The following is a 12,028-nucleotide window of genomic DNA, read 5'->3' as shown; positions in this document are numbered from 1 at the left end:
TCCTGCTTGTCAAGGCGGGGATTCGCCCTTAGATAAACCTCTTCCTGACATGGATTCAGTAACGGAGAGCGCCCCATGGCCCGCGTGACGGTTGAAGATTGCGTAGACAAGGTTCCAAACCGGTTCGAATTGGTAATGCTTGCCGCCCATCGTGCGCGCGAGATTTCCGCCGGAGGCCAGATCACCGTCGATCGTGACAACGACAAAAATCCGGTCGTGTCTCTGCGTGAGATCGCCGACGAAACACAAAGCGCCGACGAGCTGCGCGAGCGTCTGATCGAAGCCAACCAGACCCAGATTGAGGTCGACGAGCCAGAAGAAGATCAGATGGCACTGTTGATGGGTGCGGAATCGGACAAGCCTGCAGATGACGATATGTCCGAAGAAAAGCTGCTGCGCGCTCTGATGGAGGCTCAAGGCCAGGGGTAAACCCCTCGAACGAAGGTGCGGACCGGATGATTTCTGCTGACGATCTGATTGCGCTGGTCCGCAACTACAACCCCAAGACAAATGCCGACCGCATCGCCCGGGCATATGAATTCGGGCAGCAGATGCATGAAGGCCAGTTTCGCCACTCGGGCGAACCCTATTTTACCCACCCTGTTGCCGTTGCCGCCATTCTGACCGAACAGCGTCTGGATGACGCTACGATCATTACCGCCCTGTTGCATGACACGATCGAGGACACCAAGGCCAACTACGGCAAGGTGTCCGAGTTGTTCGGGGATGAAGTTGCCAAGCTGGTCGATGGCGTCACCAAGCTGACCAACCTTCAGCTGTCCAGTCGTGAAACCAAGCAAGCTGAGAATTTCCGCAAGCTGTTCATGGCGATGTCCAAAGACCTTCGGGTTATTCTGGTCAAGCTGGCCGACCGTTTGCACAATATGCGTACCATCAAGGCGATGCGTCCGGAAAAGCAGGTCGTCAAGGCGCGCGAGACGATGGATATCTACGCGCCGCTTGCGGGTCGTATGGGGATGCAATGGATGCGCGAGGAATTGGAAGACCTTGCCTTTCGCGTTCTGAATCCCGAAGGCCGCCAGTCGATCATCCGCCGTTTTATCACGCTGCAACGTGAAACCGGGGATGTGATCCATCGGATCACTGGCGATATGCGGCATGAACTGGAAAAGGCTGGCATTGAGGCCGAGGTATTCGGCCGCGCCAAGAAACCCTATTCAATCTGGCGCAAGATGCAGGAGAAGGATCAGGGCTTTTCCCGTCTGTCCGACATCTATGGTTTTCGCATCATAACTCAGACCGAAGAAGACTGTTACCGGACGCTGGGCGCGATCCACCAACGCTGGCGCGCGGTTCCGGGCCGGTTCAAAGATTACATCAGTCAGCCAAAATCCAACGGATACCGTTCGATCCATACAACTGTGTCTGGCCGCGACGGCAAACGGGTCGAAGTGCAGATCCGCACGCGACAGATGCACGACGTGGCCGAAACCGGTGTGGCGGCGCACTGGTCCTATCGCGATGGGGTGCGATCTGAGAACCCGTTTGCCGTTGATCCGGCCAAGTGGATTTCCAACCTGACCGAACAATTCGACAGCGAAGATGACCACGAAGACTTCCTCGAGGCGGTCAAGCTTGAGATGTATTCGGACCAGGTGTTTTGCTTCACACCAAAGGGTGATGTGGTCAAGCTACCGCGCGGTGCGACCCCGATTGATTTTGCCTACGCAATCCACACGCGTATCGGGCACGCTTGTGTCGGCGCCAAAGTGGACGGTATCCGGGTTCCGCTTTGGACGCGGATCAAGAACGGGCAATCCGTTGATGTCATCACTGCGGATGGCCAGACACCGCAGGTCACATGGCTTGAAATCGCGGTCACCGGTAAGGCGCGCACAGCCATTCGTCGTGCGCTGCGCGAAGTAGACCGGGAACGGTTCATCAAACTCGGCAAGGAACTGGCGCGATCTGGATTTGAACATGTGGGCCGCAAGGCAACCGAAAAAGCGTTGGATACGGCTGCGAAACACTTGCGCCTCAAAGATCGCCACGAACTGCTTGCGCGGTTGGGTAGTGCCGAGTTGACGGCTCATGATGTGGTCAGCGCTGTTTATCCTGAACTGACGCAGGATGAGGGCGATGCCATTCCGCTGCGCCGCGCGGTGATCGGCCTTGAGCCCGGCCAGAAGTTTGACCGCGCGCCTTGCTGTCAGCCTTTGCCGGGCGAACGGATCGTTGGCATTACGTATCGCGGCAAAGGCGTTGTTGTGCATGCCATCGACTGTGACCGACTGTCCGAGTTCGAAGGAGAGCCCGATCGGTGGGTCGACCTGCACTGGCATTCGGGGACGCACCCCGCCGTTTACGGCGCAACGATCGATGTGACGATCGGGAATGATGCCGGTGTATTGGGACGCATCTGCACGTTGATCGGTGAGAAAAAGGCCAATATCTCGAACCTCGAATTCGTCGACCGCAAACCGGATTTTTACCGATTGCTGATCAATGTCGAACTGCGCGACCTCGAACAGCTTCACTCACTGATGCTGATGCTCGAAGCGGAAAGCGACGTCGCAGCGGTCGAACGGTTCAGAGACAGGACCAAGACCGCCGTGGCGGCTGGTTGAGAAGGGGTGATCAGGAGTGGTTTTCAAGCGCCGAGATCGACGCTCGCCTGTCCAGATCGCATCAGAATTCGTCTATCCGCGGGGTGGATGGACCCGGGCTTTTCACTACGTCAAACACCGTGTCCGCCGACTACCGGACTCGCCTGAGCGGATCGCGCGGGGAATTGGTGCCGGCGTATTTGCAGCGTTCACGCCGTTTTACGGGTTCCACTTTTTCATAGCCGCCTTTCTGGCGCGCATGATCAACGGCAATATCCTTGCAGCCCTGAGCGGGACCTTCTTTGGGAACCCACTGACCTACGTTCCCATCGGGGTTATCTGTCTGCAAACCGGTCATTTTCTGCTGGGTACCGAGTTTCGCGAAGGTGATACCCATGGTCTGATGGGTAAATTCGCTGATGCTCTGGGCGATCTGAAAGACAATTTTCTGGCCATGTTCACGGACCGGGTTGCCGACTGGTACGGTTTGCGGATTTTCTATGACGAGGTTTTCTTTCCTTATTTGATTGGTGGCATACTTCCCGGCTTGTTGGCCGGGGCTATTTGCCACTATCTCAGCTTACCTTTGATCCGCACCTATCAGCAGCGTCGGCGTGCCAAGATCAAAGCGAAATTTGAGGAAATCAAACGTTTGGCCGAAAGCGAGGCTGACGTTCCCCTCACAAAACCACTAGTCTCGGGCCAGAATTCGGGAAAGGAATCAACTGATGTCTGAGAACCCTTTGCGATTGGGCGTAAATATTGACCACGTGGCCACCGTACGGAATGCCCGCGGTGGTGCTTACCCAGACCCACTGCGCGCCGCAAAACTGGCGGAAGAGGCTGGTGCCGATGGTATCACAGCCCATCTGCGCGAGGACCGCCGTCATATTTCAGATGCCGATATCCACGGTCTGATGGAGGTCCTGTCCGTTCCCCTGAACTTCGAGATGGCCGCAACACCCGAGATGCAGAAAATCGCCTTGCGGCATAAGCCCCACGCCGTTTGCATCGTCCCCGAAAAACGCGAAGAGCGTACCACCGAAGGCGGGCTGGAGGTCGCGCGCGAGGAAAACAAGCTGGCCCATTTCATTGCGCCTTTACGCGATGCGGGATGCCGGGTGTCCATCTTCATAGCTGCCGACCGCCGCCAGATCGAGGCCGCACATCGCATCGGCGCCGAGGTTATCGAATTGCACACAGGGGCCTACTGCGATGCCTTCGCCGAAGGGGACATGGATCATGCCAATCGCGAGCTTGAGGCGCTGCGTGAAATGTCCACTTTTGCCCATTCGCTAGGTCTTGAGGTTCACGCAGGCCACGGCCTGACTTACGATACCGTCCAGCCCGTCGCAGCTTTCCCTGAAGTCCGAGAGTTGAATATCGGGCACTTCCTGATTGGCGAGGCCATATTCCTGGGTCTGACCCCAGCCATAGCCGAGATGCGCCGCCTGATGGATGAGGCGCGGTAAAGGTACCTTGATTTTAGCGGGTGGCCGTCAATTTAACAAACCAGGTGGCCACCTGATCTGCCCAATCTTTTTGTCTGCCGTGACCGTAGGGACCAAGAGCCAAGGTGACAGATCCTGACTGACACTTACCCCAGTGTTTTATCCAGGATGACGTCTCGATAGTTACCTTGTCCGCCATTTGACCACATCCATTTGTCCGGGTCAGCAGTTCGACCGACTTCATGACACTTCCCTGTTCGAACTCGTAGCCACCGAACACGACGAACCTGCCTTCCAACGGGACCGTTCGATCGGCAAAACCATGAGAATGATGCATGTGTACTGGGCCGCTGCAGCGCCTCCAAAATGGCTCCCAAAAAGCACCAGAGGCAGAAGCGTAAGCGAATGCAAAATCATGGTTGTAGCAGGCTTTGTCCCACACCATCGACCCCCCGCGCGAATAACCTGCAAGCAGCACCTGGTCCCCGTTCAAACCAAAGCGCGCCACGGCATCTGCCTTGATCTCGTCAAGCGCTTCCAGATCATCTCTGGGCCAGCGGTGCCCGTCATGCACGCCCCAGTCCAACGCCTTTGGGTTCCCCACGTCGACTTGTCCATTTGGTGCGATAACGGCGATCCCGCGTTCTGTGAAAGCAGGCGTCAGGTTGGGCAGGTTAACAGCGGAATCTGCCGTCGCAGCATATCCGTGCAGGTAGATGACACTGGGAGCATCGACAGGGTCCTCCGGTAAAACAACCCGATAGCTAAGCTCACCAACGGTACAGGGGTTGTCCTTGGTTCCACATGGTTGCTCTTGCGCGAGGGCAGCCGCACCAAGTGTCAAACCAAGCAAGGTTGCTACCGATAAAATCGTGTTGTTCATTCCGCTCGCCCTTGATGCTACTTTAGCTTTCATACCACAAGGGTCCACCAAGCCACCATCCGCTTGCCAAGCGAGGTAAATTAACGTTGATTGTCGCCATCGCAGAATTGAGAGACAGATGATCCTCGGCATCGGCACAGACCTCGCAAATATAGAACGAATTCAAGGTACGCTCGACCGGTTTGGCGACCGGTTTCGGAATCGTGTTTTCACGGATATCGAACAGCGCAAGGCCGAACGGCGAGCCGACACCGCAGGTACCTATGCCAAGCGCTGGGCCGCGAAAGAGGCGTGTTCCAAGGCGCTGGGCACCGGTTTGCGCATGGGGATCGCGTGGAAGGATATGTCGGTGACCAACTTGAAAACGGGTCAGCCGATCATGCACGTAACCGGGTGGGCTGCCGAACGCCTCAGGGAAATGACACCAGCCGGGCACGAAGCGGTCATCCATGTCACGCTGACTGACGATCACCCCTGGGCGCAGGCCTTCGTGGTGATCGAGGCGCGCCCGCTTCACGATGGTACGGCACAGCCTTGACTTGCCACCTTAGGCCCCGCATGTAGCACCCCAACAAACCAAAGACCGGAGAGCAGTATGGCCGAGGACGTCAAAACCGGAAATCCCGTGTGGGAGACGATCAAGACCATTGTTTATGCGTTGTTGATCGCGGGTGTGTTCCGCACGCTGTTCTTTCAGCCGTTTTGGATTCCGTCGGGATCGATGAAACAAACCCTGTTGATCGGTGACTTTCTGTTCGTCAACAAAATGGCCTATGGCTATTCCTACGCCTCTTGCCCCAGTGTGATCATTCCCAGTGTTGGTCTGAATATCGACGCCAAGGATGTTTGCGGTTGGCTTCCGGGTGGTGACAACTCACGTCTTTGGGGCGGTGAGCCTGAACGCGGGGACGTCATCGTTTTCCGCCACCCAGTCACAGAACGCGATTTTATCAAACGTTTGATCGGTTTGCCGGGCGATCGCATTCAAATCCGGGCTGGTCAGATCATTTTGAACGGCGAGCCCATCCCTCAGCAACCGGACGGCGTATTTACCGAAACCGCGGCGCCACAGGGGCCGCAGGGTTTGCGCCCACGCTGTGAAAACGGACCGGTCGGGTTTGGTGCCATTTGCGAGAAATCGCGCGTGATCGAAACGCTCCCAAATGGCGTATCCTATGATGTGCTCAATATCGGAAATCAGGCTTCGGATAACACGGGTATCTATACTGTACCTGAAGGGCATTACTTCTTTATGGGCGATAACCGCGACAACTCCAGCGACAGCCGTCTGCCGCAATCTGCGGGTGGTGTGGGATATGTGCCTTATGAGAACCTGATCGGGCGTGCAGATCGCATCATGTTCTCGTCTGCGGGCCGGTCAATGCTGTTCTTCTGGACATGGCGCAGTGATCGCTTTTTCAAGGCGGTCAATTGAAGCTATCAGCCGAGATAAAAGCGTTTCAAAACCGTTTGGGGTACGAGTTTGAGAACCCCGAATTGCTGTTGCGCGCTCTGACGCATGGGTCGGTTTCGTCCCCGACACGACCAGACAATCAGCGCCTCGAATTTCTGGGTGACCGCGTTCTGGGTCTTGTTATGGCAACCGCCTTGCTGGAAGCCGACAAAAAGGCAACCGAGGGCCAGCTTGCGCCCCGCTTCAACGCTCTCGTCCGAAAAGAGGCCTGTGCTGATGTGGCCCGACAGGTCGATCTGGGCGCTGTATTAAAACTGGGGCGCTCAGAAATGCTGTCTGGTGGTCGCCGCAAGCAAGCCTTGCTGGGTGACGCAATGGAGGCTGTCATTGCCGCAATCTACCGCGATGCAGGCTTCGAGGCCGCCCGCGATGTGATCCTCGCCTTATGGGGAGAGCGCATTCACAAGGTCGAAGCAGATGCGCGCGACGCAAAAACGTCTTTGCAGGAATGGGCGCAGGCCCGAGGGCAAAAACCGCCAGCTTACATTGAGGTAAAGCGCAGCGGGCCAGACCATGCACCGGTTTTCACCATCGCAGCGCGCCTGCAAAACGGAAAAGAGGCGCAAGCAACCGCTGGATCTAAGCGTCAAGCCGAACAAGCGGCGGCTAAGGCGTTGCTGGACGACCTTACGAAATAACCAGCGGATTTAAGTCGGATCCGACTTCATCTGGCCAGAAATATCCCGGGGGTGTGCCCGGATGAAATCCGGGCGAGGGGGCTGGCCCCCTTTCTGGTCGGATCGGCGCAGCTGATCCGAAACTCAGATGACGCGAATAAACCCTGTTAAGCCCGTTTTTTGGTGTTCGATCACGTGGCAATGGAACGCCCAATCACCCGGATTGTCTGCAACAAGTGCAATCTCAACCACCTCGTCTTTCAGCAGCAACATCGTATCCGTCAGCAAAGGTGGCAGTGTGCGCAGATTAGATCGCAGCGGGGTAAACACCAAACCGTGCAGGTGGATTGGGTGCAGGTTCGGAGACTCGTTGCGTAAACGCAGAACATAGCTTTTGCCCATCTCCAACGTCGCCAATGACCCGAGATCAGAGGCTGCATCTCCGGGCCAAGGCGTTCGGTTTATCGACCAGAAATTATATCCCAACGAGCCGCAGAATCCGTTGTCCGGTACACCGCCTTCCGGAGTCCAGCCGAATACGAACTCATGTAACTCGGCATTTGACAGATCAGGTTTGGCCGTCGGGTTGGTGGCTAGTGGTCGCAACTCTCGCAAGTCACGTCTCTGGTTTTTCCCTGTTGCTCGCAATTGGACCATTTCGCGATGGGGCTGACCGGAGAATTTGGCAATCACATCGACGGTCTGACCCTCACTGTCGGGCATGCGCAGCGCAAAATCCACACGCTGACCTGGGCCGAGCAGTAAAGGATCCTCGGCGCTGGGCATCGGAACGCTGACCGCGACTGGATGGCCATCCCAGGCGATGATCTTCGCGTCCTTAGCCTTAAGGTGCAGTTTGTAGATTCGGGTGGTGTCGGTATTGACAACACGCAACCGAACCAATGCGCCCGCTGGATGGTCATAGGTTGCAGCTGTCTGCCAGTTTGCCGTTTGAACGTTGCCGAAGGTTCCCGAGCGCGCAGCGCCGCGCGCGGTGTAAGCGGGCAGAAAAGACCCGGCCTCATCCAGGCGAAAATCACGCAGATTGACCACCTGCTCACCGTCGAAACCTGGGTCTTCGGCCTCAGCGACAACCAGTACCCCTGTCAGCCCGTGCGCCATCTGATCCATTGTCATGCAATGCGGATGATACCAGTAGGTGCCTGCATCTGGCGGGGTGAACTCATAGTCAAATACCTCATCTGGTCCGATCGGCATCTGCGTCAAATAGGGAACCCCGTCCATAGAATTGGGGATACGCAACCCGTGCCAATGCATAGCTGTGTAATCAGGCAGAGCGTTCCGCACAGGCAGACGCATGACTTCACCCTGTTTGCCAAACAATACCGGAGGCGGCGCGTTTGGTGATAAACTGACCATCCCGTTGGTGATCTGTTCGCGTAAGGCGTAGCTTGCCGCTTGGATGGTCAACTCCTGAGGGCGCGCCGATAGGCCAACTGCACCTGCGCCCAGTACTCCGGTGGCAGCAGCGCTGCCTAAAATAAACTCTCGACGGTTCATTCTATGTCTTTCGTGAATGGTGGTGTGGCCAGGCTCGGTTCGGCTGGGCGCGTCATTTGTCTTTTGCATTCTCGCTGCATGGCGGCAATGCGACAAATCTCTCTGGCCCAAGCAATGTTTCTGCTATAGGGGTGCGCACTTGCAAATAGGATCGCAGGACACATGACCACACGCGCCGGATTTATCGCTCTGATCGGAGAGCCCAACGCAGGCAAATCCACCCTTCTGAACCGCATGGTCGGGGCTAAGGTCTCGATCGTGACGCACAAGGTGCAGACAACCCGCGCGCGCATTCGCGGTGTGGCGATGGAAGGTGACGCGCAGTTGGTGTTTGTAGACACACCAGGCCTGTTCAAGCCGCGTCGACGCCTGGACCGCGCTATGGTCGCAGCCGCGTGGGGTGGGGCGGCAGATGCGGATGTCGTCGTTCTTATGGTCGAGGCCCACCGGGGTATTACCGAAGGGGTTGAGCGCATTCTGGAAGGTCTTGAAGAGATCGGGCAGGGTCGCAAGGTGGCGCTGGCCATCAACAAGATTGACAAGGTGCCTTCCGAAAAACTGCTGGCGCTGACCAGCGATTTGAACACGCGTTACCCCTTTACTGAGACTTTCATGATCTCCGCCGAGAAAGGCCACGGGGTTGACGACCTGAGAAAATGGTTGGCATCCGAGCTGCCCGAAGGTCCATGGCTTTATCCAGAAGATCAGATTGCAGATCTACCTCTGCGGATGATTGCCGCAGAAATGACGCGAGAGAAACTGACCCTGCGGCTGCATCAGGAATTGCCTTACCAGTTGACGGTTGAGACTGAGAACTGGGAGGAACGCAAAGACGGATCGGCCAAGATTGATCAGGTCATCTATGTCATGCGAGATGGTCACAAGGGCATTGTTCTGGGTAAACGCGGGGAAACGATTAAGGCTGTAAGCCAAGCCGCCCGGGCCGAATTGGAAGAGTTCCTCGATCGTAAGATTCACCTGTTTCTGCAGGTCAAAGTTCGCCCCAACTGGCTTGAGGAATCCGAGCGTTATTCGGAAATGGGGCTAGACTTCAAAGACGGCAACGCATGACGCCGGCCGAGAATTTTCGTCGAAAATTCTTACGCCCAGTGGACAGGGCGGTTCAATGACACGTCTGACGGCGGAATTTTGGGTGCATGCCTATCTAGCTCGGCTGCGGTTTCAGGAGATTCCGGCCTTTGTTGTGGCGCATGGGGATGACACGGCTGGTGCGGTGTTGGTCAAGCTGAACACTCTGGATGGTCGGGCGGTCGCCTATCAACGCAGCTTTGATCTGATGAGTGGCGAAAGGAAATGGGTGGAACTTTCAAGCGGTCCCGAGGCCGACGTGGACGCCACTATTTCGAAACAACGCAGCTTTGATCCTGACCTCTGGGTGATTGAGGTCGAAGACCGGCAGGGACGCCACCTTTTGGATGAGGAAGGGTTGGAATAACTCCGAACCTATGTGCATTGGCTTTCAACGGAACGTCGTTGCCCTTTCGGAATTGCGGCCTGGGCAAACTTGCCATCGCAAAGTCATCCCGTTTGTACCTTGAACGTGCGGGAGTCATAAGATTTCCTAGAAACCACTATAGTGGCACAACGGAGCCAAACTTGGACTGGCGCGATCACGGCATACTTTTGACCACTCGCAAACACGGCGAGACAGCGGCGATCATCGAGGTCTTTACCGAAGGTCACGGGCGCCACGCCGGTGTCGTGCGCGGTGGGACCAGCCGCAAAGTTGCGCCGATTTTGCAGCCGGGTGCGCAACTGGACGTGTTGTGGCGTGCGCGGCTTGAGGAACATATCGGAGCGTTTCAGGTTGAGCCCCTGAGATCGCGGGCAGCGGCCGCCTTTTCGGGTCGATTGGCGTTGGCAGGCTTGAATGCGGTTGTTTCGTTGCTGTCCTTTTGCCTGCCCGAGCGGGAACCACATCCGGCGATCTATAAGCAGACCGAGCAGTTGATGGACCTGCTCGGGCAGGATGAGATCTGGCCGCTGGCGTACCTCCGCTGGGAATTGGCGCTGCTGGAGGAGTTGGGGTTTGGGCTTGATCTTTCAGCCTGTGCGGTAACGGGCGCAACTGTCGGGCTTGTTTATGTCTCACCTAAAACAGGTCGGGCCGTCAGCGCCCAAGGCGCGGGTGAATGGGCGGATAAGCTATTGCCACTGCCTCCATGTTTGCGCGGCGAAGGGCACGCGCCGGACTCTGAAATCGCCGATGCATTGCGGACAACCGGGTATTTTCTGGAGCACAGGGTCGCGCCGTCCTTAGGCCATCACCCGCTACCTGAAGCGCGGTCGCGATTTGTCGAGCGGTTTACTCGACGGCTTTGAAAACCATTTCGTGCCCGTCTTCGTTGCGCAAGATCAGCACATCGCCGGATACTTCGGATTGGGTCATCGCCATCAGCGCTGCAAAGTAGAAACCCTCTGCTTCCAACCCTGCACAAGCAGCGGGGGTTGCCGTCAGATCGGCGATCTCGAACCATGGGTAAGGCGCGTTCAAAGAACCGCTGTAGCTGTTACAAGGTGCGTTGCCAGCGATCTTGCCGTCTTCCGGGAAACGCAAGAGGGCGCTGGCTTCAAAGTGTTGACCGTCGATTTCCTGCAGTGACCATTCCTGATCAGCGGCACCATAGGCGGCGACCGTTTCGTCCTTTTGGCATTGGAACACTGCCAGCAACGGAAGGGTCAGGAAAAGCCGAGTCATACCAGAAACCTATGCGACTTGGTGCAGAGAGAAAGTTCCAGTCAGTTGTTCAGTAGCGCGTCGCGCACTTCGGCGCGAGGACGCCAGTTGTACCTTGTATCTTCACGCGTCGGAGCCCATACCAACGCGCCGCTGTTCCGCCAGGGGTCAAGGATAATCCCATCATACATAGAGTCTCCTTTGGCACTAATAAGCGCAGAGTGGTGGATGATCCGGAACTCGGTCGGCGGGGATGTGGCCCAGTGCAGATCGAGTGTCTGAAAGTTTTCCTGCCGCAGGCGGGCAGTCATGGCCTCGGCCCAGTCATTGCACAAGCCTTTTTCGCGGAACCCGTTAATAACCTTGGCATTGTGGATGATTGCCGGATCTGAGACGTTCCATTCTACGGCCAGGTTCTGAGAATGCGTGAAGGCAATTTGCGCAGCCTGTTGTGCCTCGGCAGGGTCAACATTGGGCCCCAATGAGCGGATTGCGACAGCCAGTTCATCAATTTCCGCTTGGCTTGCAGTCGGCGGGGGAGTGGAACAGCCACCTAGCGCGAACGTCACAGTGATGGCGATAAGGGCAATGAGGGGTTTGATCATGGTAAGCTTTCACGCGTTAAGACTGCGCGGGTGATGTATCGGTAATCATTTAATGAGGATAGGGGGAAGTTTAGGCACAAGCGATTCATGGCTGGTGAAGAAAACGTTAGCTGTGACACAGAAAGCAACTGAACCCGAATTGCACAGAAATCTGGCCATCGCAAAAAAGAACCGGCGCGAGCGCCGGTTCAAGTTGGGGAAACAGGGGTGCC

General features: G+C 56.6%; 14 protein-coding genes. 10 read left to right on the top strand and 4 right to left on the bottom strand.

Features of this window, described 5'->3' with window-relative positions; translation table 11 throughout:
- The first annotated feature begins 75 nt into the window (after positions 1-75).
- Genes rpoZ through ACR0DG_RS16325 form a run of 4 tightly spaced genes read left to right on the top strand, consistent with a single transcriptional unit; the run spans position 76 to position 4,039 of the window.
- Positions 76-429 carry a DNA-directed RNA polymerase subunit omega gene (gene rpoZ / locus ACR0DG_RS16340; RefSeq protein ID WP_480698574.1) on the top strand — a complete coding sequence of 118 codons (354 nt, stop codon included), beginning with the start codon at positions 76-78 and terminating at the stop codon, positions 427-429.
- Positions 430-455: 26 nt separating this feature from the next.
- On the top strand, positions 456-2,588 hold the full coding sequence (locus ACR0DG_RS16335; protein WP_480698573.1) for a RelA/SpoT family protein: 2,133 nt from the start codon (positions 456-458) through the stop codon (positions 2,586-2,588).
- Between the two features lie 16 nt (positions 2,589-2,604).
- Positions 2,605-3,303: a DUF2062 domain-containing protein gene (locus tag ACR0DG_RS16330; protein WP_480698571.1), complete on the top strand. Its 699-nt coding sequence runs from the start codon at positions 2,605-2,607 to the stop codon at positions 3,301-3,303.
- Positions 3,296-4,039 carry a pyridoxine 5'-phosphate synthase gene (locus tag ACR0DG_RS16325; protein ID WP_480698569.1) on the top strand — a complete coding sequence of 248 codons (744 nt, stop codon included), beginning with the start codon at positions 3,296-3,298 and terminating at the stop codon, positions 4,037-4,039. The genes ACR0DG_RS16330 and ACR0DG_RS16325 overlap by 8 nt, the downstream gene beginning before the upstream one ends.
- A gap of 13 nt (positions 4,040-4,052) precedes the next feature.
- Here ACR0DG_RS16325 and ACR0DG_RS16320 read toward each other — a convergent pair whose 3' ends face one another.
- On the bottom strand, positions 4,053-4,901 hold the full coding sequence (locus ACR0DG_RS16320) for a CE1 family esterase (protein ID WP_480698567.1): 849 nt from the start codon (positions 4,899-4,901) through the stop codon (positions 4,053-4,055).
- A gap of 118 nt (positions 4,902-5,019) precedes the next feature.
- On the opposite strand from ACR0DG_RS16320, the gene acpS reads away from it, so the two are divergent.
- Genes acpS through rnc form a run of 3 tightly spaced genes read left to right on the top strand, consistent with a single transcriptional unit; the run spans position 5,020 to position 7,013 of the window.
- A complete protein-coding gene (gene acpS, locus ACR0DG_RS16315) occupies positions 5,020-5,439 on the top strand; it encodes a holo-ACP synthase (protein WP_480698565.1) in 420 nt (139 codons plus the stop codon).
- Between the two features lie 57 nt (positions 5,440-5,496).
- Positions 5,497-6,336, top strand: coding sequence for a signal peptidase I (gene lepB / locus ACR0DG_RS16310; RefSeq protein WP_480698563.1), 840 nt, complete (start codon positions 5,497-5,499; stop codon positions 6,334-6,336).
- Entirely contained in the window at positions 6,333-7,013 is a 681-nt protein-coding gene (gene rnc, locus ACR0DG_RS16305; protein WP_480698561.1) for a ribonuclease III, read from the top strand. Before lepB ends, rnc begins: the two co-directional genes overlap by 4 nt.
- 123 nt (positions 7,014-7,136) lie before the next feature.
- On the opposite strand, the gene ACR0DG_RS16300 is transcribed toward rnc, so the two are convergent.
- Positions 7,137-8,513, bottom strand: coding sequence for a multicopper oxidase family protein (locus ACR0DG_RS16300; RefSeq protein WP_480698559.1), 1,377 nt, complete (start codon positions 8,511-8,513; stop codon positions 7,137-7,139).
- A gap of 162 nt (positions 8,514-8,675) precedes the next feature.
- Between ACR0DG_RS16300 and era the strand changes: the two genes are divergently transcribed.
- The 3 genes from era to recO all read left to right on the top strand — a co-directional run bounded on the left by era (position 8,676) and on the right by recO (position 10,856).
- Complete coding sequence (era, locus tag ACR0DG_RS16295; RefSeq protein ID WP_480698557.1) at positions 8,676-9,584, top strand: GTPase Era; 909 nt, start codon at positions 8,676-8,678, stop codon at positions 9,582-9,584.
- A gap of 55 nt (positions 9,585-9,639) precedes the next feature.
- On the top strand, positions 9,640-9,969 hold the full coding sequence (locus tag ACR0DG_RS16290; RefSeq protein ID WP_480698555.1) for a DUF1491 family protein: 330 nt from the start codon (positions 9,640-9,642) through the stop codon (positions 9,967-9,969).
- A gap of 161 nt (positions 9,970-10,130) precedes the next feature.
- Positions 10,131-10,856, top strand: coding sequence for a DNA repair protein RecO (recO, locus tag ACR0DG_RS16285; RefSeq protein ID WP_480698553.1), 726 nt, complete (start codon positions 10,131-10,133; stop codon positions 10,854-10,856).
- Here the strand turns inward: recO and ACR0DG_RS16280 are convergent.
- Together ACR0DG_RS16280 and ACR0DG_RS16275 are read right to left on the bottom strand one after the other, a co-directional pair.
- Positions 10,840-11,232: an META domain-containing protein gene (locus ACR0DG_RS16280; protein WP_480698551.1), complete on the bottom strand. Its 393-nt coding sequence runs from the start codon at positions 11,230-11,232 to the stop codon at positions 10,840-10,842. The two genes, recO and ACR0DG_RS16280, sit on opposite strands and share 17 nt — an antisense overlap.
- A 41-nt stretch (positions 11,233-11,273) precedes the next feature.
- Positions 11,274-11,816, bottom strand: coding sequence for a hypothetical protein (locus tag ACR0DG_RS16275; RefSeq protein ID WP_480698549.1), 543 nt, complete (start codon positions 11,814-11,816; stop codon positions 11,274-11,276).
- Positions 11,817-12,028: the final 212 nt, after the last annotated feature.

This window comes from Ruegeria sp. BG8 (assembly GCF_056538325.1).
The sequence above is the reverse complement of the archived record's forward strand: the minus strand, read 5'-3'. Positions and strand labels throughout refer to the sequence as shown.

Coding starts and splice junctions, on each gene's coding strand:
- ACR0DG_RS16320 (WP_480698567.1), bottom strand. CDS start 4,901: ATGAACAACACGATTTTATCGGTAGCAACCTTGCTTGGTTTGACACTT.
- lepB (WP_480698563.1), top strand. CDS start 5,497: ATGGCCGAGGACGTCAAAACCGGAAATCCCGTGTGGGAGACGATCAAG.
- ACR0DG_RS16335 (WP_480698573.1), top strand. CDS start 456: ATGATTTCTGCTGACGATCTGATTGCGCTGGTCCGCAACTACAACCCC.
- ACR0DG_RS16325 (WP_480698569.1), top strand. CDS start 3,296: ATGTCTGAGAACCCTTTGCGATTGGGCGTAAATATTGACCACGTGGCC.
- acpS (WP_480698565.1), top strand. CDS start 5,020: ATGATCCTCGGCATCGGCACAGACCTCGCAAATATAGAACGAATTCAA.
- ACR0DG_RS16290 (WP_480698555.1), top strand. CDS start 9,640: ATGACACGTCTGACGGCGGAATTTTGGGTGCATGCCTATCTAGCTCGG.
- rpoZ (WP_480698574.1), top strand. CDS start 76: ATGGCCCGCGTGACGGTTGAAGATTGCGTAGACAAGGTTCCAAACCGG.
- era (WP_480698557.1), top strand. CDS start 8,676: ATGACCACACGCGCCGGATTTATCGCTCTGATCGGAGAGCCCAACGCA.
- ACR0DG_RS16280 (WP_480698551.1), bottom strand. CDS start 11,232: ATGACTCGGCTTTTCCTGACCCTTCCGTTGCTGGCAGTGTTCCAATGC.
- ACR0DG_RS16300 (WP_480698559.1), bottom strand. CDS start 8,513: ATGAACCGTCGAGAGTTTATTTTAGGCAGCGCTGCTGCCACCGGAGTA.
- ACR0DG_RS16275 (WP_480698549.1), bottom strand. CDS start 11,816: ATGATCAAACCCCTCATTGCCCTTATCGCCATCACTGTGACGTTCGCG.